This is a genomic window from Streptomyces sp. NBC_00178, from assembly GCF_036206005.1.
In the GTDB taxonomy this organism is placed as follows: Bacteria; Actinomycetota; Actinomycetes; order Streptomycetales; family Streptomycetaceae; genus Streptomyces.
On sequence record NZ_CP108143.1, the window covers coordinates 1,082,777 to 1,108,518 of the forward strand.

Here is a 25,742-nt window from a genome sequence, read left to right on the forward strand (position 1 = left end):
GTCGGCGTCGACGGGCCCACGTCGTCCGAGAATCGAGTGGTGCGTGACTTCCCCCGGATTCCTCTTCTGCCGCGACCCGCTGCGGCCCGGCCGGCCGGATGCCGCGTTCGTCCGGGAGGCCGCGGCGGCTCGCCGGACCGGCGCCCAGGTCGTCACCATCGACCACGACGCGCTGCTCGCCGGGGACGCGGAGACGGCGGTGAGCCGGGTGCCACGTGACTCGGGCCCGTACCGGTACCGGGGCTGGATGATCCCGTCGGAGCGTTACGAGGACCTGGAGCGGGCGCTCGTGGCTCGCGGCTGCGCGCCGTCCACCGACGCCGCCGCCTACCGGCGGGCGCACGAACTCCCCGGCTGGTACGACGTGTTCGCGGACCTGACCCCGCGCAGCGTCTGGCGGTCGGCGCACATCGGAGGCGAGCCGGCGGGTCCCGCGGGCTGGTCCGCCCTCGCCCGGTCTCTCGGCTCTGGGCCGGCGATCGTGAAGGACTTCGTGAAGTCGCGCAAGCACGAGTGGCACGAGGCCTGCTTCGTGCCCGAACTCGGGGACACGGCACGGCTCACCGCCGTCGTGGACCAATTCCTCTCCCTGCAGGGCGAATTCCTTTCCGGTGGAGTCGTGCTGCGGGCCTTCGAGCCGTTCGTGCCGGGTGGTGAGGCACGTGTCTGGTGGGTGGACGGTGAGCCCGTGCTGGTGACGGCCCATCCCGACACACCCGGCCACGTGCCGGAACCCGCGCTCGGGCAGGTCCGCGCGGCCGTGCGGGAGCTGGGCTGCCGGTGGGTCACCACCGACATGGCCCTCCGCGAGGACGGGGTGTGGCGGGTGGTGGAGGTGGGGGACGGTCAGGTCAGCGGACTGCCCGCGGACGACGACGGCGGGATCCTCTTCGCCGCCCTGTCGGCCGTCGGCGCGGGTCAGCAGCCGCAGGCCGCGTCGTGGGCGGGCGCGGTGAGCGGGTCAGCGGTGCGTCGCTCCGGCCCCTCCGAGGTCTCGTAGGCAAAGCCCTCGCGTACCCAGTACTCGAATCCGCCGAGCATCTCCTTGACCTGGTAGCCGAGTTCGGCCAGAGCCAGCGCGGCCCGGGTCGCACCGTTGCAGCCCGGCCCCCAGCAGTACGTGACGACGGGAACGGCCGGATCGAGAAGCCTGGCCGCCCCTTCGGCGATGAGAGCGGTCGGCAGGTGCACCGCGCCCGGCACGTGCCCCTGGTCCCAGGAGGCGGTGGACCGGGAGTCCAGCACGACGAACCCGGCTTCCGCCCCGGATCCGAGCGCCGCAGCGACGTCGGACACGTCCGCGTGGAACGCGAGCGAGGCACCGAAGTACGCGGCGGCGGCAGCCGGGGTGGCGGGCGGGACGCGGAGGACGGGGTTGCCTGTGGTGATCTTCTGTGTGCTCATGGCCAGAAATCTACGGTCGGAGTCTCACCACCGGAAGTGAGGATCCCCGGCGATACCTTGTGTCCCGGGAGATATCACTGTTGCCTGGCCGACATGGCCGAGCATTTTTGCTCGTTGCTCTCGGGAAGAGTGTCGTGACAGCATTCGACACGTGTTCGATAACGGGGATGACATAGCAGGGCCACCGGCTCGGCGTTCGAAGCTCGCAGACCTGGTGGATTGGCCTGTGGGCGAGGTGCCGCTGCGTGATGTACCGGCGCCCGGCGTTGCGATGCCGGTTGACGCCGAGGCGGACCGTGCGCGGGCGGCTCGGCGCGAGTTTGCTGTGTTGCTGGGTGAGTTCCGGCGTACGGCGGTGCTGGTGCCGCTGGATGAGGCCGGTGATCTGTGGTCGGCGGAGCAGAACGGTGTGCGCTGGATTTGCACCTTCTCGGATGAGGCGGCGTTGGCCCGGTTCGCGCTGGCCCGTGGCGAGGCCGGGCGGGAGTGGACGTATCAGACTGTGCTGGGTGCCCGGTTGCTGGATGTGATGGTGCCGTTGCTCCCGGGGCCGGCAGGGGTCGCTCTGGACGCAGGCAGTGTGGACGGCGGGATGTTGTTCCCGCCGGTGGCGGGCATCGTGCCGGACGCGGTTGCGGTGGATCTCGGGGGGATGCGGTGAGCGGGGACAACGCCGATCTTCAGGTGCCGCCGGAGGCGTTGGCTGAGATCGCGAAGGGGATCGATCTGGCGCATGCGGAGCTGAAGGATCTCGGCATGATCGGCCAGGCGTCGACGGGCCGGGGGTTCTCGGATCTGGCTTTGTCGGGGCTGGAGTTGGGGCATGGCGGGCTGGCGTCGGAGTTCGAGACGTTCTGTAACCGTTGGGAGTGGGGTGTGCGGGCTCTGACGCAGAGGGGGAACGGTTTCGCTCTCGGGGTCGGTTTGTCGGCGGGTTCGTATGCGGAGCAGGAGCAGTACATCAAGGACTCGTTCAAGATCGGTGTGAACTCCCTGAACGGGAATCCTCATGCGTCCGAGGACGAGGTCAAGGCCATGAGCTGGGACACGATCCGTGCGCAGTCCGCGTACGACAACCCGGACTACAGCCGCGAGTCATGGGACGCCGCCCAGGCCCAGGTGAACCAGACCTGGAAGAACACCGCCTACGACGTGGAGGACGCCGCCCTCGACTCGATGGAGCGCAACGGGCTGATGGACCCGCAGGTGCGGGCGGCGGCGGATGAGCGGCTGAAGGAGCAGCTCGATCCGTCGCAGGAGACGATTCGTCAGGCTGAGCAGCCGCGGTGGGGGGAGAGCCGCTGATGGCGGACTGGGGGAAGTGGGGCGGAGCCCTCTACGACGGTGCCGGTGATCTGGTCGACAAGGGTAAGGAGATCGTCGGCGAGGGCATCGACAAGAGCACTGACATTGTCGGCTCCGGTCTGGAGAAGGTCGGGGCCGACGAGTGGGCCGACAAGGTTGAGGACTGGGGCGATGAGACCGCGTCCTCGCTGGGTGCGGAGGTCGGGGAGCAGCAGCTCGGTCAGAGTGAGGAAGCGAATGAGCTGATCCATGGCCGGCCGGAGAAGATCAGTGCGGCGGTGAAGAATCTCCGGGACTTCCGACGCGCGTTCGATCTTGTCGGTGGCGGGATGAGGAAGCTCGACTCCGGTCATTGGAAGGGTGAGGCTGCCGACGCCTTCCGTACCAAGTTCCAGACCTTGCCCACCGACTGGCTGCGCGCGGCGGATGCGTTCGAGGACGCGGCCACAGCGTTGGAGACGTTCGCGGGGACGGTTACCAGCGCGCAGGCCAAGGCCGGTGAGGCGATCGCCCTCTACAAGGAGGGCAAGCGCGACTACGAGACGGCGGCGGCTGCGTTCAAGGAGAAAGCGCAGGCGTACAACGCGGTCCGCAACACCGACCACCCCCTCCCGCACCCGGGTGCGTTCACCGACCCGGGCGCGGCCAAGCGCCGGCACGCCCAGGAGATCCTCCAGCACGCTCGACGGGCGCGTAACGAGGCGGCCGAAGCGGCCAAGGGTGCAATCACGGCCGCGATGGCGCACGCTCCGAAGGAGCCCACCGGTCTGGACCGGGCCAAGCAGGAATTCTTCGACTACGGGGTCGGTCAGGGCATCGAACTGGCGCACTTCGGTGGTGGTGTCGTCAAGGGCACGGCAGGGCTGCTGAACTTCGTCCGCTCGGTCGATCCGACCGATCCGTACAACCTGACGCACCCGGCCGAGTACTACAAGGGTGTCAACATGACGCTCGCCGGCCTCGTCTCCAGCGCCGCCAACCCGGACCGGACACTCAAGAACGCCTGGGACGCGGCCAAGGGCGACCCTTCCGAATTCATCGGCCGACTCGTGCCCGAACTGGTCGGTACCAAGGGTGGTGGCCTGCTCAAGGGCGGCCTGCGGGCCGGAATGAAGGACCTGCTCGAACGTCCCAAGGGCAAGAACCGGCAAGGGCACGAGAAGAACCCCGAGTCCAACGCCAAGAAGTGCAGCGAGGTCAAGTGCGCCGGAGACCCCGTCGACGTAGCGACCGGGCGCATGCTGCTCCCGCAGACGGACATCGTGCTGCCCGGGTCGCTGCCCCTGGTCTTCGAGCGTGTCTTCGACTCCTCGCACCGCGCCGGCCTCTGGTTCGGCAGCGGCTGGTCGAGCACGGTCGACCAGCGCCTGGAGATCGACGCGGAAGGCGTGGTCTTCAGCTGCGGCGAGGGCAGCCTGCTCGCCTACCCGCATCCCGCGCCCGGCGCCCCTGTCATGCCCACACACGGCCGGCGCTGGCCCCTGGACCGGGTGGCCGACGGCTACACCATCACCGACCCCGAAACCGGCCAGGTCCGCCACTTCGCCGACCAGCCCACCGGAGACTCGGCGCTCCTGGTCCAGATCGACGACCGCAACGGCCGCTGGATCGCCTTCGAATACGACGAGACGGGTGCTCCGACCTCGATCGTGCACCACGGCGGCTACCACCTGAAACTCACCACCGCCGAAGGCCGAGTCACCGCCCTGCACCTGGCAGGCGCCGCCCCCGACGGCACCGACCAGGAGATCCTCCGCTACGGCTACACCGACGGCCACCTCACCACGGTCACCAACTCCTCAGGCAAACCCCTGCGCTTCGACTGCGACGAGCTGGGCCGCATCACCGCCTGGACGGACACCAACAACAGCCGGTACGAGTACGTCTACGACGAGCACGACCGATGCGTGTACCAGAGCGGCACCAACGGGCACCTCGAAGCCCGTTTCACGTGGGACGACACCGACCCCGACACCGGCATGCGCATGACGTCCATGACCGATGGCTGCGGCAGCACCACGCGATACGTGATCAACGACCGATCTCAGATCGTCGCCGAGATCGACGCATTGGGCGCGGTCACCCGCTTCGATTACGACCGCCTCCATCGGCTTCTGTCCGTCACGGACCCACTCGGACATATCACCCGCTCCACCTACGATGAGCACGGCCACCTAACGGTGATGATGCGCCCGGACGAACGGCAGAAGCGAACCGAGTTCAACAAGCTCGGGCTTCCCATACGCATCATCGGCACAGACGGCAATGTCACGAGTCAGACGTTCGACGAGCGCGGCAACCGAACGTCAGTGACGGAACCTTCAGGCGCGACCACAATATTCACCTACAACGACACGGGCACGCTAACATCCGTCACAGATCCAGTCGGTCATACCACGACGGTCACCACCGACGAGGCTGACCTTCCCCTCAGCATCAAAGATCCGCTGGGGGCAGTCACCCGTTATGAGCGCGACACATTCGGCCGACCCGTGTCCATCACCGATCCGTCGGGCGCCGTCACACGGCTGGAGTGGACAGTCGAGGGACTGCTCGCCCGGCGTGTCGAGCCCGACGACAGCACCCAGGTGTGGACTTACGACGGCGAAGGCAACTGTTTGACCCACACGGACGCCATGGGCGGAGCAACCCATTTCGAGTACACGGTCTTCGACCTGTTGACCGCCCGCACCGGCCCGGACGGCGTGCGCTACGAATTCACCCACGATACGAATCTACGCCTGACAAAGGTGGTCAACCCACAGGCGCTGACGTGGACATACGCATATGACCGGGTAGGCCGCCTGGTCACGGAGACCGACTTCGACGAGCGGGCGGTGGCCTACGGGTACGACGCGGCCGGTCGCCGGACGTCCCGCACGAACGCGCTGGCCCAAACCATCACGTACGATCACAATGCAATCGGTCAGGTCGTTCGCAAGGATGCGGCGGGCGCGGTCACGACGTTCGAATACGACATCTTCGACGAGCTGGCGGCGGCCACCGGCCCGGACGCGACGCTGGTACGACTACGGGACCGCTTCGGCCGCCTCAAGTCCGACTGGGTAAACGGCCGTACGCTCACCTACACCCATGATGCGCTGGGTAGGCGAACAGGCCGGACGACTCCGGGCGGAGCTGTGAGCAGCTGGTCTTACGATGCTGCGGGCCGACGCGCCTCGCTGACGACTTCCGGCCGGACACTCACCTTCACTCACGATGCGCTCGGCCGCGAGACATCCCGCCTCGTTGGCGACTTTGCGTCTCTGACCTCCTCGTTCGACGTGATGGGTCGCCTCACCGCCCAAGAGGTATCCGCAAGTAGTGGCCATCGTCTCCAGCACCGCACTTACGCCTACCGTCCCGACGGCAACCTTGTCGCCACGGCCGACGCACGTGTCGGCACTCGCCGGTTCGACCTGGACGTGGCAGGCCGCGTGACAACCGTGCACGCGGCAGGGTGGACTGAACGGTACGCCTACGACGAGGTCGGAAACCAGGTCGAGGCTTACTGGCCGCCCACGCACCCGTCACACGAGTCGACCGGTCCCCGCACGTACACGGGCACGAACATCAGGAGCGCGGGCTCCGTCCGTTACGAGCACGACGTCCAAGGTCGTACCATTCTGCGTCAGAAGACCCGCCCCTCGCGAAAGCCTGACACCTGGCGCTACGCGTGGGACGCCGAGGACCGCCTGACGTCGGTGAGGACGCCGGACGGCACAGTCTGGCGGTACGCATACGACCCTCTGGGGCGCCGAATAGCCAAGCAATCCCCCGTGGAGACCGTCCACTTCACCTGGGACGGTGCGACCCTCTGTGAGCAGATGACAGAGGACACGACCCTCACCTGGGACTACGCCGGCTTGCACCCCCTGACTCAGACGGAACGCCGCCACGGGTCCACGGATGACCGCTTCTTCGCCATCGTCACGGACCTGATCGGTACCCCGACGGAACTCGTCGACGAATCGGGCCGCTTGGCTTGGCGCACCCGCGCCACCCTCTGGGGCACCACCACCTGGGCCCGCGATGCCACTGCATACACCCCGCTCCGCTTCCCCGGCCAGTACTTCGACCGCGAATCAGAACTCCACTACAACTTCTTCCGCTACTACGACCCGGAGGCGGCCCGCTACCTAGCCCCAGACCCCCTGGGCCTGGCCCCGGCCGACAACCCGGTCGCGTACGTCCAAAACCCGCACACGTGGAGTGACCCGCTCGGGCTCGGTCCCTGTCCGCCCCGGATCGAGAATGGCGGCTGGGACCTCAGAGGCGATACGGACCCGCTGAGCATCATCCCGAAGGACGCAGTTCAGGAACCGTGGAGGGCGATCCCGGGCGGTGTCGAACACGGCATCAAGTGGTCATGGACGGACGACGTCACGGGTAAGACGGTGCGTATGCGCGTCCACGGTCCCGATCTCGGGCCGCACGCCGGGCCAAATGCCAGTAGCGGCCCCATCTACCGTCTCCAGATCGGTCGCCAATTCCAGGACGAAGCCGGGAATCTCTATCATGCGCAGATCGGAAACTCGAAGAGTCCGAACTATAATGAGACGGCGATCAACGACACCCACATTCCGTGGCCCAGCCATCTTCCGATACCATACCCGCATTGAATTGGATGATGAGAAATATGGAAAGTAAATATTACCTCGACTTCCTCCGAGATCTACTGAGTCCCGACGAAAAGGTGCGCACGGAGGCGAGCAATCGTGTTCAGGACTTTGTGAACCTGCTCTCCGACACCCAAGCAGGAGTGACGGGCGAACTCCTCGCAATGCTGGCCTCACACGAGAAGTCCCGCGTAGCCCTGGAGGCACTCCTGCACGCACTGTCCGATCTTGACGGGTGCGGGAAACTCGACAGAGTCGACCTGTCGCCCTTGGGGGAGATCCCGGAATCCGCGATTCACGTAGAGCACCGCGAGTACATGGAAGAATTTGCCCCGCGCATCGCGGGCTCGATTAACGGCGCGGGAGGTTGAGGGCGGGCTCGGAAATGCGCCTGCACGCGGCCGAGGCCCACACGATCGAGGACGTCGCGCCGATCCTGCACGGCCTCGGGCGCGGCAGCCGCTCTGCGGCACCACAACCGCACCCCAGGGCGCTGGAGCTTTGGCTGCTGCCTTGTACCGACTACCCGCCGCCGGCCGGCAGCTCGCTCTTGCCGGGCCGCAGGCCCTGAGCCTGGCGCGGGGCGGCCTCGTCACCGACGTCTTCGAGCACCCGGCACCCGGACCGGACAACCACCGCTTCCGACCGGTCCACCCTCACCAGCTGGAAGCGTTGTCCCGCTCGTACAAGGCAGTCCTGCCGGCGGAGCAAGCGTCGGCAGTGTCGCTGCTGGACGTGGCAGCGCAGGCTGGGGTTCCAGTACCGCGCGCGCTGCTCGATGCCGCTGCACACAGCACGCTGGCGGCAGCCGCGCAGGGTTGGGGACGGGCCCGGAGAGCAGCCAGGCTGGATCAGTCCGGGGTCAGCGTGCAGCAGAGGCCGCAGGTGCGGCAGCGGCGAACGAGTCTGTAGCAGCTGTGCCGCTGCCGGTCCGTCAGCGCCGGTCGACCATGTGCGGCCGGACAGCGGAGGTCCAGCGAGCGCGTGGCACGACGTGCATCCCTAAGACGATCACCATGCATCTCAATGTCATTGCCGATCATTACAGTTGCTTCGCCGGCCGTCCGTGCGGCCGGATCCCCTCTCGAAGGAGCTGTGAAATGCGCATACGAAGACGTGCGGCGGGTGTTCTGCTGGTCCTGGCGACCGCGCCGCTCCTGCTCGGTACCCCCGCTACGGCAGCGGCACAGGCTCAAGGCGGCATCGTTCTGCCCGTGCGGTCGCACTGGCAGACTCTCGCCGACAGCCGTCATGTGTATGTCAGCTCGCCCGGCGATGACGTGGTGCTGGCCACCGACCACGACGGACAGGTGATGAAGAAGGTAGAGGGTCTCGACGGGGCGCGAGGCATGACCGAGTCAGCCGACGAGTCCACCCTGTACGTGGCACTCCCGGATGGCGACGCGATCTCCGTGATCGACACTGCGACCTTGACCGAGACGCAGCGCATCCCGACCGGTGCCGACACCCAGCCGGAAAGCCTCGCCCTCGCCGGTGGCCGTCTGTTCTTCAGCTACCAGTCAAACGTCTTCGACGCCGGCATCGGGTCGGTCGCCATCGGTGACGCGACGCCGGCCGTCACGCTGGACGACAACCCCGTCTGGTACGGCAAGCCGCGACTCGCCTCGTCGCCGGGCGCGCCCGGTCGGCTCGTCGCCGCGGACAGCCAGGGCGCGAACGGCATGCGCGTCTACGACGTGGGCTCCGGCACGCTTCAGGAGACCGCCTACACCGAGGCCATCGGCGATGTCGAAGACCTGGTGGTGACGCCGGATGGCAGCAGTGTCATCACCGCGAACGGCTCCGACTACTACCACCAGCGGTGGCGCCTGTCAGACCTGACCGAGGACGGTCGGTACGACACCGGCAGCTATCCCAACTCCGTGGCCGTCGACTCCCGTGGCACGGTCGCCGCGGGGACCGTGGCGGGAGGGGAGTGGGACATCCACATCTACCGCCCCGGAGAGGCAACCGCGTACCGCACAGTCGCACTGTCGTGGCCGTACTGGGATCTGCTCGACCGAGGCGTCGCCTGGGCGCCCGACGGCAGCAGGCTCTTCGCCACCCGATTCCCCTACTCCGGCGAGGTCATTCTCGACGTCGTCTCCGACCTGGCCAAGGCATCCAGCACCATCACCCTGTCAGCCCCGCAGACGAACCCCAAGGGCACGCCGGTCACGGTGACGGGCAAGCTGACCTCTCTGATCACCTTCCCGAAGGGCGGTCAGGTCAAGGTGACGCGCAACGGCCTGGAGCTGCCTGACGCGAAGGTCCGGCGTGACGGCACCTTCAGCTTCAGTGACACCCCGCCCGACTGGAACATGTACGCCGAGTACACGATCACGTACACCGGCGATGCCCGGCATGTGTCCGGAACGGCGACCGCCACGGTCGAACTCGTCAGCTGACAAAGCCGGGGACTCGACCGTCTCTCGCATCTCGGTGAGCCGGGCCGCAAGGGTGCTGACATCCGGCGCCCGGTGTTCCGCGGCACCCAGCACGGCGGCGTACGGACTCGTCCGCAGAATCTCCCACGCCGTCTCAACGGCCCGGCTGCCGCGATCCGAGCCTCCGCGGCCTCCCGCCATCCCGCAGCGCGCTGTTCGACGGCCTGTTCCTCGAGCTTCAGATGCTCCTTGCGGGAGGTGCCCGCCAGGCGCAGCGCGAGCCGGCCCCTGTCGTCGGCGGCCGCCAGCCGGCGCACATGCTCATCCGCCCTCGCCGCGTGGGCGGCGGCGGTCTCGCGGGCCTGCTCGGCTTGCGCGAGTACCAGCTGCCCGCCAGCCAGGTCGAGCAGCGGATAGATGGGCGCGACCTCCCGTCGGCCCCGAGCTTCCCCGCGGGCCTTGTCCGCTGCGATCTGCTGTCGCAAGGGCGCGCAGTCTCTGCGGCTTCGGCTGCCGCTTGGTCCTTGCGTCGTGCTTCGACGGGGCTGGTGGCGATGAGCCGGGCGAGCTCCTGGTCGGTCCGGTCGCGTCGCCGTACGGACGACGGTCCCCAGCCGGAGCTCCTGCCGGCTCCCGCTCCTCCTCTGTTGGTGCGAGCTGCTGCCTCTGCTCGTCGGTAAGCCGGTACTCGCTCGGCTGCCGCTCATCGTGAGCGGTCGAGGTCGGCGCTCGCGGGGCGAGCTTCGCACAGGGTCGCGACTGCACCAGGAAGTGCACGAAGGCGTCCACGGCGCACTCCGGATGCTCCTTTTCCGTGCGGGCGTCACCGAGCCGTGCCCGGGTGTCCTCGCTCTCGATGACCGCGAGCGGCAGCCACAGGTGGTTGGCCTTCCTGCCCCGGGTGAGGCCCGGGTACGTGGCGAACGCTTTGGCGCCTTGCCCGTAGAGCAGGCTTCTGTCGCAGGTCATCCCCTCCGAGGCGGCGATCGTCATTGCGTAGCCCAGAGACACGGCGCCGGAGGCGACTTGGTCGGGTAAGCCACGCGGACACGGAGGCGTCGTCCTCACCGCGCGGGCGCGTGCGCCACGTGATCTCGATCCGTCCATCCTCGGAGATCTCGCTGACGACCGCGCGGCACCCGTTCCGCAGGTCCGGGCCGTCGCCGCGTCGCCTCCTGTGGTCCTCGACGCGCAACCGCCCCGCGTACCCGGTAGCCAGGGTGACCCGGACCCCGCCGGGTAGGTGTAGGTGTGTTCGTCGCCGAGTTCGCCGGCGACGCGACGGACGTGCCTCCTTCGCCGGACTGGCCCGGGCGGTGGCGATGTCACCGAGCGCCGTCACCGAGCGGGTGCGCCGGCTGGAGGAGGCCGGGGTGATCAGCGGGTACTCCGCCGTGGTGGACCCGGAGCGCCTGGGGATGCCGATCCTCGCCCTGGTGCGCCTGCGCTACCCGAACGGCAACTACAAATCTTTCCACGACCTGACGGACACGACCCCGGAGATCGTGGAGGCGCACCATGTGACGGGCGACGACTGCTTCATCCTCAAGGTGACCGCCAGGTCCGTGCGCCACCTGTCGGAGGTCACGGGCCGGATCGGCACGCTCGGTTCCGTGACGACGAGCATCGTGTACTCCTCGCCGCTGCCCCGGCGGGCCGTCAGCCGCTGAGCGGCCCGCCCGCCCGGTGGCGCACCGCCGACCCGTGACGCTCCTTCACCACTTCGAGCTGGGCGGGGATGCGGCGGCGCAGGTCGGCGACGTGGCTGACGATGCCGACGCTGCGGTCCCGCTCCCGCAGGGAGTCCAGGACGTCCAGCACCTCGTCGAGGGTCTGGTCGTCCAGGCTGCCGAAACCCTCGTCGATGAACAGCGTGTCCAGCCGCACGCCGCCCGCCTCTTCCGTCACGACGTCCGCGAGGCCGAGGGCGAGGGCGAGCGAGGCGAAGAACGTCTCCCCGCCCGAGAGGGTCGCCGTGTCGCGCTCCCTGCCCGTCCATGCGTCGACGACATGCAGGCCGAGCCCCGCCCTCCGGCCGCCGCTGCGCTCGTCTGAGTGGACAAGGGTGTAGCGGCCGGAGGACATGCGCTGCAGGCGGGCCGTCGCGGCGGCCGCCACCTGTTCGAGGCGGGCCGCGAGCACATACGCCTCCAGTCGCATCCTGCGTTCGTTGTCCGCCGACGTCCCGGCTGTCAGGCCCGCGAGGCGGGCCACCCGCCCGTACTCCTCGCGCAGCGGGCCCAGCCGGCGCACCTCGTCCGCCGCGCGGCGCGAGAGCCTGTCGAGTTCGGTGCTGCGGTCCTGCGCGGCCGCGTGGGAGGCCGCACCCTCACGCAGGGCCCTGACCGACAGGTCGTACGCCGCCTGCGCGTCACCGGGCGCGGCGGGCGGGCGCTCCGCGGCGTCCCTGGCGTCCTTCTCGGCCAACCGGTCGGCGACCGTGGCGGCCTCCGTCTGCCAGGCGTCGATCCGATGCTGGAGTTCCCGCTGCGCCGCGTCGTCGAGGACCTTCGCCGCGGCGGCCCGCGGGGTGTCGAAGCCCGCCCGGAACGCGGCGTCGGCGAGCCTGCCGTCCGCCTCCTTGAGTCGGGCGGCGGCCGTCTCCTCCGCGCGGAGGGCCTCCGCCGCGACCGCGAGCAGCCGGGCCCGGCGCGCCAGCAGGCCGGCGTGCTCGGCGACCGTTCCGCAGGTGCCGCGCGCCTTCACCAACTCGGCTTCCAGCGCCCCCTGCTCACGGTCGAGCGCCTCCCTCTGCGAGGTGCGGGCCGCGGCGCGGCGCTCGGCCTGCTGGCGTTCGTCGAGCCTGCCGAGGTGCTCGCGTTCGGCGGCGGCGAGCGCTTCCCGGGCCGCGTGCGTCCCAGCGGCCAGCCGGTGCGCGTGCGCGTGCTCCGCGGTGAGCAGGTCCACGGCCTCCTGGAGCCCGGCGACCGAGGCGGGCTGCTCGGCCGGCGCCGGCTCGTGCCCCTCCGCGGCCGTATCGGCGGAATCGGTGGCGTCGACGTCTCCTGCCGCTTCCGCCCGGGCCGCCGCGAGCCGTTCGCGCAGCAGGCCGAGCGCGCTCTCCGCCTCCGCGCGTGCCTGTTCGGCGCTCCGGTGGACGGCGAGTGCGGCTTCCTCCGTGGCCCGGTCCACGTGGCCCGCCGCAGGTCGGGCGGGGTCGGGGTGTTCGGCCGAGCCGCACACCGCGCAGGCTGTTCCGTCGACCAGTCGGTCCGCGAGTTCCGCCGCGATGCCCTGGAGGCGCTGTTCGCGCAGCCCGAGCCAGTGCTCGTGGGCCCCGGCCGCCCGTTCGCGGGCGCGTGTGAGGTCGGACGCCGCCCGGTCCTCCTGCGCGGCGAGTGCGTCACGCCGGCGTGCCGCGTCCAGCCTCCTGCGGGCGGGGCCGAGCCGGCCCGCCAGCTGTTCCGCCCGGGTCGCCGCGAGCTGCGCCGCCTCCAGCCGGTCCGCGAGACCCCGGCGGGTGGCGTCCCAGCCCGACAGCCAGTGCGCCGCCTCCTGGATCAGTTCGTCGTCGGCGCGGGACTGCCTTTCGAGACCTGCGCGTTCGGCGTCGATCTCCGTGCTGCGCCGTTCGGCCCGCCGGGCGGCGTCGAGTGCTCCCAGCTCCGCCCGGATGTCCCGCTCCCTCTCGGCGAGCTCGTCGGACCCCGCATCGGCGAGCGGGGCCGGGAGTCCGGTGCGGGAACGCTCGCGCTCGGCGACGGCGGAGCGGTGCGCGCGTCCGGCCTCGTCCCGGAGTTCGAGCGCGGGTACGACGAGGTCCGCCTTGCGCGCGCGGGTCAGCTGTTCGTGGCAGCGGTCGCGCTCGGCGCGGCGGTCCTCCAGGCCGGCGGCACGGCGGCGGGTCTCCTCGTACCGCTGCTGGAGGCGGGCCAGTTCGCGCTCGGCCTCCAGTGCTTCACGCGCGGCCTCGTTCCTGCCCTCCACGGCGTCCAGGACGCACCGGGCGATGTCGAGCCGCTCCCGGGCTCCGCTGCGCGCGACCGCGGCCCACTGCAGGACTCCTTCGGCCAGTCCGGGTTCACCCGCGCGGTCCACGGGGAGGGCCGCCTCGCCCGCGGCCGGTCCGGCGGCCTGCGCGATGCGCTGGGCCAGGGCGAGGATCTGCTCGTCGGCTGCCTTGACCCGCGCCTCGGCGGTACGGCGCAGCTCGGCCAGGCGGTCTTCGACGGCCGCGAAACGGCGGGTGTCGAAGAGCCTACCGAGCAGCTTGCCCCGCGCCTCGGCGTCGGCGCGCAGGAAGCGGGCGAAGTCGCCCTGGGGAAGCAGAACGACCTGGCAGAACTGGTCGCGGCTCATCCCGATGAGCACGCCGATCTCCTCGCCGATCTCCTGGTGCGAGCGGCTGAGGGCCTGCCAGCCCTTCTCGGCGTCGTACTCCCGCAGCAGGCTCTGGGCCTTCTCCGTCGTGAAGCCCCCACCCCGCTTCTTGGGGCGGGGCTGCGCGGGGCGCCTGGTGATCTCCAGGCGGCGTCCGCCGACGGTCAGTTCGAGGCTCACCTCCGTCGGGAGTCCGGCCTCGGCGTGGTCGCTGCGCAGCGAGGTGCCCGGGCTCTGCCGGGCGCCGGGCACGGCGCCGTACAGCCCGTAGCAGACCGCGTCGAGTACGGAGGTCTTGCCGGCGCCGGTCGGTCCGTGCAGCAGGAAGATCCCGGCGGCGGACAGGGCGTCGAAGTCGACTTCCTGGGTACCGCCGAAGGGCCCGAACGCGGTCAGGGTGAGCTTGTGCAGCCTCAACGTGCCACCTCGCCCGCCACGTCGGCGACCCGCACGTCGTCGAAGGCGTCGCGCAGCACCGTCCGCTCCTGTGCGCTGGGGCCGCTCCCGCCGCGCACATGGGCCACGAAGTCCTCCGCGATCTGCTGGTCGTCGCGTCCCCTGAGCCGCTGGGCGTACGACGCGAGGGGGTCCTCGGGGGTCCGTTCCGGCTCGAAGACCAGGCTGAGGGTGTGCGGGAACCGTTCCGTGAGCCTGGTCATGGGCTCGTCGGGGCGGGCCGGGTCCGTGAGGGTGGCCTCCACCCAGGACTCGCGGTGCCGTTCGAGTGCGGGGTCGTCGAGGAGCCGGTCCAGGTGTCCGCGCAGGCGGGCGAGGGGGCGGGGCACGGGGCAGTCGATCCGTTCGGCGCCGAGTTCGCCGCCGGGGCCGAGGTCGACGAGCCACATGGACTTGCGGTGCACGTGCTCGGAGAAGGAGTAGGCGAGCGGCGAGCCCGAGTAGCGCACCCGCTCCGTGACGGTCTGGGAGCCGTGCAGGTGACCGAGCGCGACGTAGTCGACGCCGTCGAATACGCCGGCGGGCACGGCGGCCACGCCTCCGACGGTGATGTCGCGCTCGCTGTCGCTGGGTTCACCGCCCGCGACGAACGCGTGGGCCAGGACCACGGAGCGGGTACCGGAGGGCCGGGAGGCCAGGTCGGCCCGCACGCTGTCCATGGCCGCCGTGAGGACGGCCTCGTGGCCGGCCTTGCGGGCGCCCAGGGTGTCCTTCACGAGGGCGGGTTCGAGGTAGGGCAGCCCGTAGAACGCCACCTCGCCATGGCTGTCGTCCAGCACGACCGGGGTGGCGCAGTCGGCGGGGTCGGTACGCAGATGGATGCCGGCCCGGGCGATCAACCCGGCGCCGACGCCCAGCCTGCGGGCCGAGTCGTGGTTCCCGGAGATCATGACCGTGGGCACCCCGGCCGCTGCCAGCCGGTGCAGCGCGTCGTCGAACAGCTGGACGGCCGTGAGCGGCGGGACGGCCCGGTCGTACACGTCGCCGGCGACGACGACGACGTCGACCTCGTGCTCCCGGACCGTCTCGACGAGATGGCCGACGAAGACCGCCTGGGCGTCGAGCAAGGAGACCCTGTGGAGCGACCGCCCCAGGTGCCAGTCCGAAGTGTGCAGGATCCTCACCACGTCACCCCGGCCGCCTCGCCCCGCATGTTCCGCTTCCTCCGCCCCGGGACCTCACAAGGTCCCGCCCTCCGCCCGCCGCGGGAATCCGCGCCGGGCCGACCACGCTAGTGCCGTACGGCCCCGGACACCTCATCCGCCCCGGACGTCGCCGTACGCCTCGCCACCCAGTTCGAGGGCGGCGGAGCCGGCCGTGGCATCTGCCAGCCAGCTCCTGAAGTCGTCGACCTCGGCATCCGGGAGCCCGATCCCGAAAGTCACCGCTTCCGCGTACGCGACGTCGTGGACGGCGTGGCCGCTCGCGCGCAGGTCGTTCTCCAGCTTGCCCGCCCGCTGGTGGTCCACGGTCACCGTGGCGAGCCGGAACCGGCGCCGGGTGACCGTGCCCAGCGCGTCGAGTGCTTCCCCGACCGCGCCTCCGTACGCGCGGATCAGCCCGCCCGCGCCGAGTTTGACGCCGCCGAAATAGCGGGTGACCACGGCCACGCTGTAGCGGATGTCACGGCGCATGAGCATCTGCAGCATCGGGACGCCCGCCGTCCCGCCGGGCTCGCCGTCGTCACTCGCCTTCTGCACCGAGGCGTCGGCCCCGATGACGTAGGCGAAGCAGTTGTGGTTGGCGGTCGGGTGCTCCTTGCGGACGCGCGCGACGAACTCCTGCGCCTCGTCCTCGGTGGCGGCGGGAGCGAGCGCGCAGAGGAAGCGCGATCGGCCGACCTCGGTCTCGTGCACACCCGCGCGGGCGACGGTGCGGTACTGCTCCTGCATCCGCCCACCCTATGCGCCGGTCCCGCCGCACCGTTCACCCTCCCGTGGGGAATGGTCCGGCGTCACCGTCCGTTGTCCGGGCATGTACGCAGACGATGACACGATCCGCAGGATTCTCCAGGACTCGGGCGACACCTGGGCGGTGGTCGGCCTGTCCGGCAACCGTTCCCGTGCGGCATACGGAGTGGCCGCGGTGCTCCAGCGCTTCGGGAAGAAAGTGGTGCCGGTCCACCCGAAGGCCGAGACGGTCCACGGCGAACAGGGATACGCCTCGCTGGCCGATATCCCCTTCCCGGTCGACGTGGTGGACGTCTTCGTCAACAGCGAATTGGCCGGGGGAGTCGCCGACGAGGCGGTGCAGGCGGGGGCGAAGGCGGTCTGGTTCCAGCTCGGCGTGATCGACGAACAGGCCTGCGCGCGCACCCGGGAAGCCGGGCTCGACATGGTCATGGACCGGTGTCCCGCGATCGAGATACCCCGCTTGCCCGGCCGCGCCTGACCGCTTTCGCGCGCCCCCGCGCACGCTGCGAACCCCTGCACACCCGCGTCCGCCGGGTAGGCGTGGTGTCGCAGCGGGTCACCGGCGTGGAGAATGTGCGCCGTGACACGGCATCCCCTCCTCACCCGGGACGGCACGGCCACGCAGTTGCGCGAGCTCGGCGTGCGGCGGGGCGGCGTCCTGCTGGTGCACGCCTCGATGCGCTCGGCCGGTGCGGACGCCCCGTCGATGGCACGCGCGCTGCGCACGGCTCTGGGGCCCGGGGGCACGCTGGTCGTCCCGTCCTTCACGCCCGAGAACTCGGACACCTCGCGCTCCTATCTGGACCGTGTCCGGGGTCTGGGCGACGAGGCGCGCGCGGCCCTGCGTGCGGCGATGCCCCCGTACGACGCGGAGACCTCTCCCGCACCGGCGATGGGGGCCCTGGCGGAGACGGTGCGGCTCACCGCCGGTGCCGTGCGCAGCGCTCACCCGCAGACCTCGTTCGCGGCGCTCGGCCCGGCGGCCGAGAAGCTGCTCTCGGGTCACCGCGAGACTTGCCATCTGGGCGAGGACTCCCCGCTCGCCCGGCTCTACGAGTCCGACGCCCAAGTCCTGCTGCTGGGCACCGGTTTCGACAGTTGCAGCGCCTTCCACCTCGCGGAGTACCGCCTGCCCGCGCCGTTGCCCAGGCGCGCCTACCGCTGCGTGGTCGCGCCCGACGGACGGCGCCGCTGGTGGGAGTACGAGGACGTCGTACTGGACGACGGCGACTTCGCGGCCCTCGGCGACGACTTCCAGCGGGAGGACCGCGCGGGGACGGTTCGGTCGGGCACGGTGGGCTCGGCGCGCAGCCGACTCTTCGGCATCCGCGCGGCGGTGGACTTCGCCCAGGAATGGCTCGGGCGGCACCGGCAGGCGCGGCGTTAGCCCCTGGTCCGCTCCCCGGCTCGGGCTTCGGCGGCCCGGGTCCAGGCTTCGGCGGGGGCACCGCCCCGGCCCGCCGACACCGCGTGGGCGACGGGCGGGGTGGGCAGGTCCGGCCGGCCGGCGGCGGGCGAGACATCCGTGAAGGTGCCCAGGGGTGCGTGCACGCGGCTCACGCCGACAGCCCGGGAAACTCGGCTCACCTGCTCTCCCGGCGCACCGGCGGGATCGACACCGCCATGGTCATCTCGGCCGGTTCGGCACCGTCGTTGCGGTAGCTGTGCGGCACGTGCGCCTCGAACGTCGCCGACGTCCCCGCCGGCACGGGGTGGGCCTCACCGTCCACGACCAGCGTCATCTCTCCGGCCGTGACGTGGAGGAGTTCGACCGTGCCCTCGGGGTGCGGGTCGGAGGCGCTGACGTCGCCGGGCATGAGGCGCCAGGACCAGAGCTCGATCGGCCCCCGGGCCTCGGTGCCGACCAGGAGCGTGGTCGAACTGCCCGCTTCTGTCGACCACATGCGCACCGCCTGCTCCTCGGGCACCAGCCGCACCTGGGACCCCTGCTCGTAGTCGAGCAGCGTCGTGATGCTGACCCCCAGCGCGTCGGCCAGTTTGACGGTGATGCCGACGCTCGGGTTCGTACGCGCCTGCTCGATCTGGATGATCATGCCCCTGCTGACCCCCGCCCGGGCCGCCAGGGCGTCCAGTGTGAACCCGCGTTCACCTCGCCAGCGCTTGAGGTTGCGGGCCAGCGACTGCGTGAGCTGATCGAGGTCAGACACATTCCGTCCAATATTTTGAATGGCAGAGTCGAAAATAGTGCACTACGGTGCGGTGTACCCACCCGACCACCGCACTGTACTGCGAGGCGCCCGATGACAGCCCTGTTCGCCCTGGCCACGAGCCTGCTGTGGGGTCTGGCCGACTTCGGCGGCGGACTGCTGACCCGGCGCACGCCGGCCCTGACCGTGGTGGTCGTCTCGCAGTGCGTCGCCGCCGTGGTGCTCGGCGCAGTCGTGATCGCCACCGGTGCGTGGCACGAGGCCGGGACGCGGCTCTGGTTCGCGGTGGCGGCGGGCACGGTCGGGCCGGTCGCGATGCTGAGCTTCTACAAGGCCCTGGCCCTGGGCCCGATGGGTGTGGTCTCCCCGCTCGGCTCACTCGGGGTGGCCGTACCGGTGGGGGCCGGCCTGCTCATCGGCGAGAGGCCGGGGCTGCCGCAGTTCGCCGGAATCGTGATCGCCGTCGCCGGGGTCGTCCTGGCGGGTGGGCCGCAACTGCGCGGAGCGCCGGTGCAGCGCCGGGCCGTGGTGCTGACGCTGCTGGCCGCTTTCGGCTTCGGGGCCGTGATGACCCTGATCGCGGAGGCATCCACGACGGTGACCGGCCTCTTCCTCGCCTTGTTCGTGCAGCGCGTCACGAACATCGCGGTCGGCGGTACGGCCCTGTACGTCTCGGTCCTCCGGGGCGGCCGCGCGCTCCCCGAGGACGGTGGCCGGCAGGCGGTCCGGGCCTCGCTGCCCGCCCTGGCCTTCGTCGGGCTGGCCGATGTGGCGGCGAACGGCACGTACTCGGTCGCGGCACAGCACGGTCCGGTCACCGTTGCCGCGGTCCTGGCATCGCTGTATCCGGTCGTGACGGCGCTGGCCGCACGGGGGATGCTCGGCGAACGGCTGCGCGGGGTCCAGGCGGCGGGCGCCGCCCTGGCTCTGCTGGGGACGGTCCTGCTGGCGACGGGCTGAGGCGAGGCCGACGGGCGCGAACCCGGGACGTGCCGGGACAGGAGCCCCGGAGCCGGGCGCCCGACGTCCCCGCACGGCTCCCGGGGCCGGGCACCCGACGTCCCCGCACGGCTCCCGGGGCTCAGGCCTCCGCCGCCGGCTCCTCCAACAGGAGCGCCACGGCCTGCAGCTGTTCGGGAGTGACCCCGTCCGGGATGGGCACCGGGGCCGGCGTACGCAGCGGCGGCTGCCAGCCCTGCTCCGGGTCCCAGCTGCGCACCACCCGGGCCGGCGCCCCGGCCACCACCGCGTGGTCGGGCACCTCGCCGCGCACGACGGCCCCGGCCGCGACGACGACGTTCCGGCCCAGGCTGGCGCCCGGGAGGATGACCGCCCCGGTGCCGATCCAGCACCCCGGCCCGATCGAGACCGGCTCCATACGGGGCCACTGCCGGCCGACGGGCTCGTGGGGGTCGTCGTAACTGTGGTTGGTGGACGTGATGTAGACGTACGGGCCGCAGTACGTGTCGGAGCCGATCGACACCGTGGTGTCGGCGATGACATGGCTGCCACGGCCGAGCACGACACCGTCGCCCAGCGTCAGGATGGGTGCGGAGCCGAGGTCGAGATCGGGCATCAGCCCCGCGGTCAGGGTCACCCGCTCACCGATGATGCAGTGGTCGCCCAGCTCGATCCAGGACTCCCCGAACACCGTGCCCTGCGGGAAGGCCAGCCGGGTGCCCGCACCGATCCGGCCGAACCGGAGCCTCCCCGGGTGCTGCGCGGTGACCGCGCCGGTCTCCTGCGCCCAGGCCCAGACACGGTGGACGGCGCGGGACGCGACACCGCGGCGCAGGCGGGCCAGCGAGGAGAACGTGTTTCGGTTCTTCGGCACCCGCTCACGGTAGCCGCCGGCCCGGGAGGGGTCCCCGCGGCGAGCTGTGACGTTCACCCCACCTCACCGGGCAGGCGGGGCCGTCCATTACGGTTCGTCCGGAGCAGGGGCGCCACGCGCGCCACGGTCCGGCGAGGGAGCAGGCGATGGCAGAGCAGGCGTTGGTCACCGGAATCGGCGGCAGGAACCCGGACATCGACCCGGACGCCTTCCTCGCACCGACGTCCGTCGTCATCGGCGAGGTGTCGTTGTCCGCGGGCTCCAGCGTCTGGTACCAGGCGGTGCTCCGCGCGGACTGCGGCCCCATCTCGATCGGGCCGGACAGCAACGTCCAGGACAACTGCAGCGTCCACACCGACCCCGGCTTCCCGCTGACCGTGGGCGCCCGGGTCTCCGTGGGCCACAACGCGGTGCTGCACGGCTGCGTGATCGAGGACGACGTGCTGGTCGGCATGGGGGCCACCGTGCTCAACGGCGCCCACATCGGAGCGGGTTCACTGATCGCCGCGCAGGCGCTCGTCCCGCAGGGGATGCGGATCCCCCCGGGCTCCCTGGTCGCCGGCGTACCCGCCAAGGTGAAGCGGCAGCTGACCGAGGAGGAGCGGGAGGGCATCGCCTTCAACGCGGCCGGTTACGTGGAGCTGGCGAAGGCGCACCGCGAGGCGCACCGCGGCTGACCGGGCAGCGGGCCATCGGCACGACCGCCCCGGGTGCCGTGGCGCGGGGCCTCAGTCAGCCGCCGGCACCGCGTCCGGTTCGGGCGCCGGGGCCGTCCGGTCGGCCTGCTCGGCGGCCTTCTTGGCCCGGTTCTTCAGCACCAGCATGGAGACCAGGCCGATCAGTACGGCCGCCAGCAGTCCCAGCCACGAGAACCGCTTGAGCCACGCCTCGGCGACGACGCCTACCGAGTAGATGACGGCGGTGGTGCCGCCGGCCCAGACGATGCCGCCGAGCACGTTGGCGATCAGGAACTTCCAGTACGGCATGCGCAGGACGCCCGCCAGTGGCCCCGCGAAGATCCGCAGCAGTGCGACGAAGCGGCCGAAGAAGACCGCCCACATGCCCCACTTCTCGAAGGACCGCTCCGCCAGCGCGATCTGGGGCTCCCCGAAGTGCTTGGGGAACTTGCCGCCGAGCCATGCGAGCAGCGGCCGGCCGCCCTTGCGGCCGATGGCGTACCCGACGGAGTCGCCGATGATCGCCCCGGCCGAGGCGCAGGCTCCGAGCACCACCGGGTCGATGTCTCCGTGCTGCGAGGCGAGCAGGGCCGAACTCACGAGGATGATCTCGCCGGGCAGCGGGATGCCCAGGCTCTCGAGCCCGATGACGACCCCCACCAGAAGGTAAATGCTGACCGCGGGTACGGTCTCCAGCCACTCCTGGACGTGCATCGCCGGTCCTTCCCGTAAAAAATCTGCCGCCGTGCACCACGAAGGGTGCACGGCGGGCAGCCTACCGGTCCGGCGAACGGGAGGGGCCGCCGCGGCCCCCGGTCGGGGGCGTGCGGGGGCGGGGTCCCGTCAGCGGTTCGGACGCAGGGTCCAGACCACGCTCATCTCGCTCGTCACGGCGCCGTCGGCACGTCGGATCTCGACGCTCACGGGGAACTCGGGGCGCTTGCCCTCGTCGAGTTCGGCCACGACGTCCGCCGCCGGGCGGCCCAGCACCGCGGTGGCGGTGAGGTCGCCCATGGCCACCTTCTTGAAGGCCATCTCCGTCGTCACGGGCAGCGGGACCGCCCGGGCCATCTGGTCACCGAACGCGGCGACGACGATCGCGCCGCTCGCCGATTCCGCGAGGGTGAACATCGCTCCGGCGTGCGGCCCGCCGAGGTGGTTGTGGTAGTCGGCCTGGTCCGGAAGCGAGAGGACAGCGCGCTCCGCGGTCGTCTCCAGATAGGTGATGCCGAGGGTGCGGACCATCGGGACGCTCGCGGACAGCATGTCGCCGACCGTCGTCTCTTGAGTGCTCATGCACGGATGTTACTAGCGGGTAGCAGGCTTTGGCCATCCCCTCGCGGCAGGCCCCGCCGTCCCTCCGGTCAGGGGCGCCCGTAGCTACGGCCGCCCCTCCCCTCTATGGTTACTGGCCATGTGGCCAGGACAGCAGCCGCCCGGGGGCGAGCAGAACCCGCAGGACCAGAACCAGAATCCGTACCAGCAGCCGGGGTACCACCAGCCGAATCCCTATCAGCAGCCGGGATACCAGCAGCAGAACCAGCAGGGATACCAGCAGCCCAACCCGTACCAGCAGCCGACCGTTCCGCAGTACGCCGTTCCGGGGCAGCCCGGCGGCCCACGGCCCGACGACAAGAGGAAGACGGCGATCGTCGCCGTCGTGGCCGCCACCGCGGTCGTCGTCGCTGCGGTGGTGACCGGTGTCGTGGTCATGAACAAGAAGGACGACGAGGGCGGTCCGACGGCCGACGGCAAGTCGTCGGCGTCGCCTTCGGCGAAGCCGTCCGACACCGCTTCCTCCCCCGCGGCTAACCCGCGTGGCGGCGAGGAAGCCGCGCCCACCGTGCCGGGCTGGAAGGTCGTGACCAACCCCAAGTGGGGCACCCGGTTCGACGTGCCCGGCGACTGGGAGGTCGCGGGCACCGGAGTGTTCTCCGGCTTCGAGGACGAGAAGAACCCCACGGGCCCGCCGGCCGTCGGCTTCTCCGCTCCCGCCCACTACAAGAGCAAGTGGTGCGTCGACGACGCGGACAAGGACGGCACCAAGGAGGACACCGGCCTGGCCGGTGTCGGCACCAAGGGCGGCCAGGGCGCCAAGAGCACCGACGAGGCGGCGAAGAACGAGGCGGCCAACTGGGTCTGGGCCGCCTACGCGCAGGGGGATCCCAAGAACAAGGTCAAGATCGGCGAGCCCAAGCCGTACACGACCAAGTCGGGCCTCTCGGGGAGCGTCGCCACGGCCACCGCGACCGGACTGGCTAACAAGGACAAGTGCGACACCGACGGCAAGTCGATCGCCTTCACGTTCAAGAACGCCAAGGACGAGTTCGCGTCCTGGATCCTCTACGCCAATGCCGGGGTCGACGACGAGCTCCCGGACGCCACCATCCAGAAGATCCTCAGCACCGTACGCCTGACGGAGGACGCCGGGAGCGGCGCCGGCCCCTCCTGACCTCCGGCACCAGGCACCCGCGGGCCCGCCCATTTGGCGGCAGGGGGTCGCGGCGGGGATAGTCCCTTGGTGACTTCCCCCGCCTCTTCCCCCGTTCCCGCGCGCCGCGCCCCGAGGGGAGACCGTAATTTCGGTCTGCTGACCGCCGCCGCGATCATCACGAACCTCGGAACCAGCGGCGCTCTGATCGCGGCGGCGTTCGCGGTTCTTGAGTCGGGCGGCGACGCCGGTGACGTCGGTCTCGTGGCCGCCGCGCGCACGGCGCCCCTGGTGCTCTTCCTGCTCATCGGCGGCGCGGTCGCGGACCGGATCCCCCGGCACCGGGTGATGGTGGCCGCCAACGCCCTGAACTGCGTCTCCCAGGCCGTGTTCGCCTGGCTGGTCCTCACCGGCTCCGCCGAGCTGTGGCACATGATGGTGCTGACGGCACTCTGCGGCACCGGCCAGGCGTTCTTCGGCCCGGCGTCCGAGGGCATGCTGATGTCCAGCGTCGACGGCGAGCACGCGGCGCGGGCCTTCGCCCTCTTCCGGATGGCGATGCACGGCGCGGCCATCGGCGGGGCGGCGCTCGGAGGCGCCATGATCGCGGCCATGGACCCGGGGTGGGTGCTGGCCGTCGACGCCGCGGCGTTCGCGGTCGCCGGTTTGCTGCGGGCCTTCCTGGACGTGAGCCACATCCCCGGGCGGGCCGCGGGCGGGGGGCTGCTCTCCGATCTGCGTGACGGCTGGCGGGAGGTCGCCGGACGCCCCTGGCTCTGGGCGATCGTGCTCCAGTTCAGCGTGGTGGTCGCCGTCGTCGGGGCGGCGGAGGCCGTCTACGGGCCGCTGGTGGCCCGGGACCAGCTCGGCGGTGCCCGTCCGTGGGGCCTCGCGCTCGCCGCGTTCGGCGTCGGCACGCTGGGCGGGGCGCTGCTGATGATTCGCTGGAGACCGCGACGGCTGCTGCTGGCCGGGACCCTCTGCGTGTTTCCGCTGGCGCTGCCCTCCGCGGGCCTCGCGATCCCCCTCCCGGTGACCGGGCTCTGCGCGGTGATGTTCGTGACCGGCGTCGCCATCGAGGTGTTCGGGGTGTCCTGGATGACCGCTCTGCACCAGGAGATCCCCGAGGAGAAGCTGTCCCGGGTGTCGGCGTACGACTGGTTCGGCTCGGTCGCGATGGTTCCGCTGGCCACGGCGGCGGCCGGTCCGGTCGAATCGCTCGTGGGCCGCAGCGCGGCGTTGTGGGGCTGCGCGGGGCTGATCGTGCTGGTGACCGCGGGCGTGCTGCTGGTGCCGGACGTACGGAATCTGACGCGCCGCGGCACGGTCAAGGGCATCGGGGCGCCGGCCGCCGCCCCGGAGTCAGCCGATGCTGAAAGCCCCGTCGGGCGGCTCGGGTGAGGCGACGGCCTCGCTGTCCCGAACCGGCTTCGCCCCGTTGAGCAGTCGCTTCAGCGGCGCACCGTGCTCCACCCGGGCGGGGAAGGCGTCGGCGGCGCACAGCCTGGTCAGCGGGGCGATGTCGAGCGGCGCCCGGGAGGCGAGAAGCACCGTGTTGCCGAACCGCCGGCCGCGCAGGACGGCCGGTTCGGCGATGACGGCGAGCTCGTCGAACACCTCTGCGAAGGTGGCCAGTTGCGAGCCCAGAAAGGCGAAGGGCGCGCTGTCGGCCAGGTTGGCCGCGTAGATCCCGTCCGCCCGCAGGACGCGGGCGGCGGACCGGGCGTATTCGGCGGACGTCAGATGGGCGGGCACCCGCGCGCCGCCGAAGACGTCGGCGATCAGGAGGTCGGCGGAGTCCGACGGCGCCTGTTCGAGCCAGGCCCTGGCGTCGGCGGCGTGCACGGTGACCCCGGAACCTTCGGGCAGCGGCAGGTGGGCGTGGACCAGCTCGACGAGTTCCCCGTCCGCCTCGGCCACGTCCTGACGGGAGCCGGGGCGGGTCAGCGCCGCGTAGCGCGGCAGCGTGAGCGCGCCGCCGCCGAGGTGCAGGATGTCCAGCGGGACACCCGGGGCGGCGGCGCGGTCGACGACGTGGCCGAGCCGGCGCACGTACTCGAACTCCAGGTGCCCCGGGTCGTCGAGGTCGACGTAGGACTGCGGGGCGCCGTCCACCGTGAGCAGCCACGCCCGGTCCCGGTCGACGTCGGGCAACAGCCTGGCGGTGCCGTGGTCGGTGTCGCGGATGACGGGTATCGGCTCGTTCACTCCCCCATTGTGACGGGCAG

Annotated in this window: 23 protein-coding genes; 13 read left to right on the forward strand and 10 right to left on the reverse strand. The window is 71.0% G+C overall.

All coding sequences use genetic code 11. The features are described from left to right. Positions 1-43: 43 nt before the first annotated feature. A complete protein-coding gene (locus tag OHT61_RS04555) occupies positions 44-1,000 on the forward strand; it encodes an ATP-grasp domain-containing protein (RefSeq protein ID WP_329035239.1) in 957 nt (318 codons plus the stop codon). Here OHT61_RS04555 and OHT61_RS04560 read toward each other — a convergent pair. Next, positions 919-1,404, reverse strand: coding sequence for a rhodanese-like domain-containing protein (locus tag OHT61_RS04560; protein WP_329035241.1), 486 nt, complete (start codon positions 1,402-1,404; stop codon positions 919-921). The genes OHT61_RS04555 and OHT61_RS04560 overlap by 82 nt on opposite strands. A gap of 151 nt (positions 1,405-1,555) precedes the next feature. On the opposite strand from OHT61_RS04560, the gene OHT61_RS04565 reads away from it, so the two are divergent. From OHT61_RS04565 to OHT61_RS04590, 6 genes are all read left to right on the forward strand, one after another. Continuing rightward, positions 1,556-2,065 (forward strand): SseB family protein, encoded by a 510-nt coding sequence (locus tag OHT61_RS04565; RefSeq protein WP_329035244.1) that lies wholly within the window; start codon positions 1,556-1,558, stop codon positions 2,063-2,065. After that, on the forward strand, positions 2,062-2,709 hold the full coding sequence (locus OHT61_RS04570; protein ID WP_329035246.1) for a hypothetical protein: 648 nt from the start codon (positions 2,062-2,064) through the stop codon (positions 2,707-2,709). Before OHT61_RS04565 ends, OHT61_RS04570 begins: the two co-directional genes overlap by 4 nt. Further along, a complete protein-coding gene (locus OHT61_RS04575) occupies positions 2,709-7,331 on the forward strand; it encodes a putative T7SS-secreted protein (protein ID WP_329035247.1) in 4,623 nt (1,540 codons plus the stop codon). The genes OHT61_RS04570 and OHT61_RS04575 overlap by 1 nt, the downstream gene beginning before the upstream one ends. A 17-nt stretch (positions 7,332-7,348) precedes the next feature. Further along, on the forward strand, positions 7,349-7,699 hold the full coding sequence (locus OHT61_RS04580; protein WP_329035249.1) for a hypothetical protein: 351 nt from the start codon (positions 7,349-7,351) through the stop codon (positions 7,697-7,699). 729 nt (positions 7,700-8,428) lie between these two features. Then, positions 8,429-9,736, forward strand: coding sequence for a hypothetical protein (locus tag OHT61_RS04585; RefSeq protein WP_329035251.1), 1,308 nt, complete (start codon positions 8,429-8,431; stop codon positions 9,734-9,736). Positions 9,737-10,935: 1,199 nt separating this feature from the next. Further along, complete coding sequence (locus tag OHT61_RS04590) at positions 10,936-11,385, forward strand: Lrp/AsnC family transcriptional regulator (RefSeq protein WP_329043097.1); 450 nt, start codon at positions 10,936-10,938, stop codon at positions 11,383-11,385. Here the strand turns inward: OHT61_RS04590 and OHT61_RS04595 are convergent. From OHT61_RS04595 to OHT61_RS04605, 3 genes are all read right to left on the reverse strand, one after another. Beyond that, positions 11,375-14,452: an SMC family ATPase gene (locus OHT61_RS04595; protein WP_329035254.1), complete on the reverse strand. Its 3,078-nt coding sequence runs from the start codon at positions 14,450-14,452 to the stop codon at positions 11,375-11,377. The two genes, OHT61_RS04590 and OHT61_RS04595, sit on opposite strands and share 11 nt — an antisense overlap. Continuing rightward, positions 14,449-15,615: an exonuclease SbcCD subunit D gene (locus tag OHT61_RS04600; RefSeq protein ID WP_329035256.1), complete on the reverse strand. Its 1,167-nt coding sequence runs from the start codon at positions 15,613-15,615 to the stop codon at positions 14,449-14,451. Before OHT61_RS04600 ends, OHT61_RS04595 begins: the two co-directional genes overlap by 4 nt. A 132-nt stretch (positions 15,616-15,747) precedes the next feature. Continuing rightward, on the reverse strand, positions 15,748-16,383 hold the full coding sequence (locus OHT61_RS04605) for a YigZ family protein (RefSeq protein WP_329035258.1): 636 nt from the start codon (positions 16,381-16,383) through the stop codon (positions 15,748-15,750). 82 nt (positions 16,384-16,465) lie between these two features. Between OHT61_RS04605 and OHT61_RS04610 the strand changes: the two genes are divergently transcribed. Both OHT61_RS04610 and OHT61_RS04615 read left to right on the forward strand, forming a co-directional pair. Continuing rightward, complete coding sequence (locus tag OHT61_RS04610) at positions 16,466-16,882, forward strand: CoA-binding protein (RefSeq protein WP_329035259.1); 417 nt, start codon at positions 16,466-16,468, stop codon at positions 16,880-16,882. 93 nt (positions 16,883-16,975) lie between these two features. After that, on the forward strand, positions 16,976-17,791 hold the full coding sequence (locus OHT61_RS04615; RefSeq protein ID WP_329035261.1) for an aminoglycoside N(3)-acetyltransferase: 816 nt from the start codon (positions 16,976-16,978) through the stop codon (positions 17,789-17,791). Here the strand turns inward: OHT61_RS04615 and OHT61_RS04620 are convergent. Both OHT61_RS04620 and OHT61_RS04625 read right to left on the reverse strand, forming a co-directional pair. Beyond that, complete coding sequence (locus OHT61_RS04620; RefSeq protein ID WP_329035263.1) at positions 17,788-17,964, reverse strand: hypothetical protein; 177 nt, start codon at positions 17,962-17,964, stop codon at positions 17,788-17,790. The genes OHT61_RS04615 and OHT61_RS04620 overlap by 4 nt on opposite strands. A 23-nt stretch (positions 17,965-17,987) precedes the next feature. After that, entirely contained in the window at positions 17,988-18,572 is a 585-nt protein-coding gene (locus OHT61_RS04625) for a helix-turn-helix domain-containing protein (protein ID WP_329035265.1), read from the reverse strand. 93 nt (positions 18,573-18,665) lie between these two features. On the opposite strand from OHT61_RS04625, the gene OHT61_RS04630 reads away from it, so the two are divergent. Next, positions 18,666-19,532, forward strand: coding sequence for a DMT family transporter (locus OHT61_RS04630; RefSeq protein WP_329035267.1), 867 nt, complete (start codon positions 18,666-18,668; stop codon positions 19,530-19,532). A gap of 121 nt (positions 19,533-19,653) precedes the next feature. Here OHT61_RS04630 and OHT61_RS04635 read toward each other — a convergent pair whose 3' ends face one another. Further along, positions 19,654-20,406: an acyltransferase gene (locus tag OHT61_RS04635; RefSeq protein ID WP_329035269.1), complete on the reverse strand. Its 753-nt coding sequence runs from the start codon at positions 20,404-20,406 to the stop codon at positions 19,654-19,656. A gap of 146 nt (positions 20,407-20,552) precedes the next feature. On the opposite strand from OHT61_RS04635, the gene OHT61_RS04640 reads away from it, so the two are divergent. Continuing rightward, positions 20,553-21,083, forward strand: a complete 531-nt coding sequence (locus OHT61_RS04640; RefSeq protein ID WP_329035271.1) for a gamma carbonic anhydrase family protein — start codon at positions 20,553-20,555, stop codon at positions 21,081-21,083. Between the two features lie 51 nt (positions 21,084-21,134). On the opposite strand, the gene OHT61_RS04645 is transcribed toward OHT61_RS04640, so the two are convergent. After that, positions 21,135-21,797 carry a DedA family protein gene (locus tag OHT61_RS04645; protein ID WP_329035273.1) on the reverse strand — a complete coding sequence of 221 codons (663 nt, stop codon included), beginning with the start codon at positions 21,795-21,797 and terminating at the stop codon, positions 21,135-21,137. Positions 21,798-21,926: 129 nt separating this feature from the next. Continuing rightward, the gene (locus OHT61_RS04650; protein ID WP_329035275.1) at positions 21,927-22,379 is read right to left on the reverse strand and encodes a DUF4442 domain-containing protein; all 453 of its coding nucleotides are present in this window, start codon (positions 22,377-22,379) and stop codon (positions 21,927-21,929) included. 118 nt (positions 22,380-22,497) lie between these two features. Here OHT61_RS04650 and OHT61_RS04655 point away from each other — a divergent pair, with 118 nt between their 5' ends. Together OHT61_RS04655 and OHT61_RS04660 are read left to right on the forward strand one after the other, a co-directional pair. Beyond that, a complete protein-coding gene (locus tag OHT61_RS04655; protein WP_329035277.1) occupies positions 22,498-23,535 on the forward strand; it encodes a hypothetical protein in 1,038 nt (345 codons plus the stop codon). Positions 23,536-23,604: 69 nt separating this feature from the next. After that, positions 23,605-24,915 carry an MFS transporter gene (locus OHT61_RS04660; RefSeq protein WP_329043098.1) on the forward strand — a complete coding sequence of 437 codons (1,311 nt, stop codon included), beginning with the start codon at positions 23,605-23,607 and terminating at the stop codon, positions 24,913-24,915. On the opposite strand, the gene OHT61_RS04665 is transcribed toward OHT61_RS04660, so the two are convergent. After that, complete coding sequence (locus OHT61_RS04665; RefSeq protein ID WP_329035279.1) at positions 24,877-25,722, reverse strand: spermidine synthase; 846 nt, start codon at positions 25,720-25,722, stop codon at positions 24,877-24,879. The genes OHT61_RS04660 and OHT61_RS04665 overlap by 39 nt on opposite strands. Between the last annotated feature and the right edge of the window lie 20 nt (positions 25,723-25,742).

Coding starts and splice junctions, on each gene's coding strand:
- OHT61_RS04575 (WP_329035247.1), top strand. CDS start 2,709: ATGGCGGACTGGGGGAAGTGGGGCGGAGCCCTCTACGACGGTGCCGGT.
- OHT61_RS04655 (WP_329035277.1), top strand. CDS start 22,498: ATGTGGCCAGGACAGCAGCCGCCCGGGGGCGAGCAGAACCCGCAGGAC.
- OHT61_RS04630 (WP_329035267.1), top strand. CDS start 18,666: ATGACAGCCCTGTTCGCCCTGGCCACGAGCCTGCTGTGGGGTCTGGCC.
- OHT61_RS04615 (WP_329035261.1), top strand. CDS start 16,976: ATGTGCGCCGTGACACGGCATCCCCTCCTCACCCGGGACGGCACGGCC.
- OHT61_RS04650 (WP_329035275.1), bottom strand. CDS start 22,379: ATGAGCACTCAAGAGACGACGGTCGGCGACATGCTGTCCGCGAGCGTC.
- OHT61_RS04640 (WP_329035271.1), top strand. CDS start 20,553: ATGGCAGAGCAGGCGTTGGTCACCGGAATCGGCGGCAGGAACCCGGAC.
- OHT61_RS04605 (WP_329035258.1), bottom strand. CDS start 16,383: ATGCAGGAGCAGTACCGCACCGTCGCCCGCGCGGGTGTGCACGAGACC.
- OHT61_RS04585 (WP_329035251.1), top strand. CDS start 8,429: ATGCGCATACGAAGACGTGCGGCGGGTGTTCTGCTGGTCCTGGCGACC.
- OHT61_RS04610 (WP_329035259.1), top strand. CDS start 16,466: ATGTACGCAGACGATGACACGATCCGCAGGATTCTCCAGGACTCGGGC.
- OHT61_RS04580 (WP_329035249.1), top strand. CDS start 7,349: ATGGAAAGTAAATATTACCTCGACTTCCTCCGAGATCTACTGAGTCCC.
- OHT61_RS04645 (WP_329035273.1), bottom strand. CDS start 21,797: ATGCACGTCCAGGAGTGGCTGGAGACCGTACCCGCGGTCAGCATTTAC.
- OHT61_RS04560 (WP_329035241.1), bottom strand. CDS start 1,404: ATGAGCACACAGAAGATCACCACAGGCAACCCCGTCCTCCGCGTCCCG.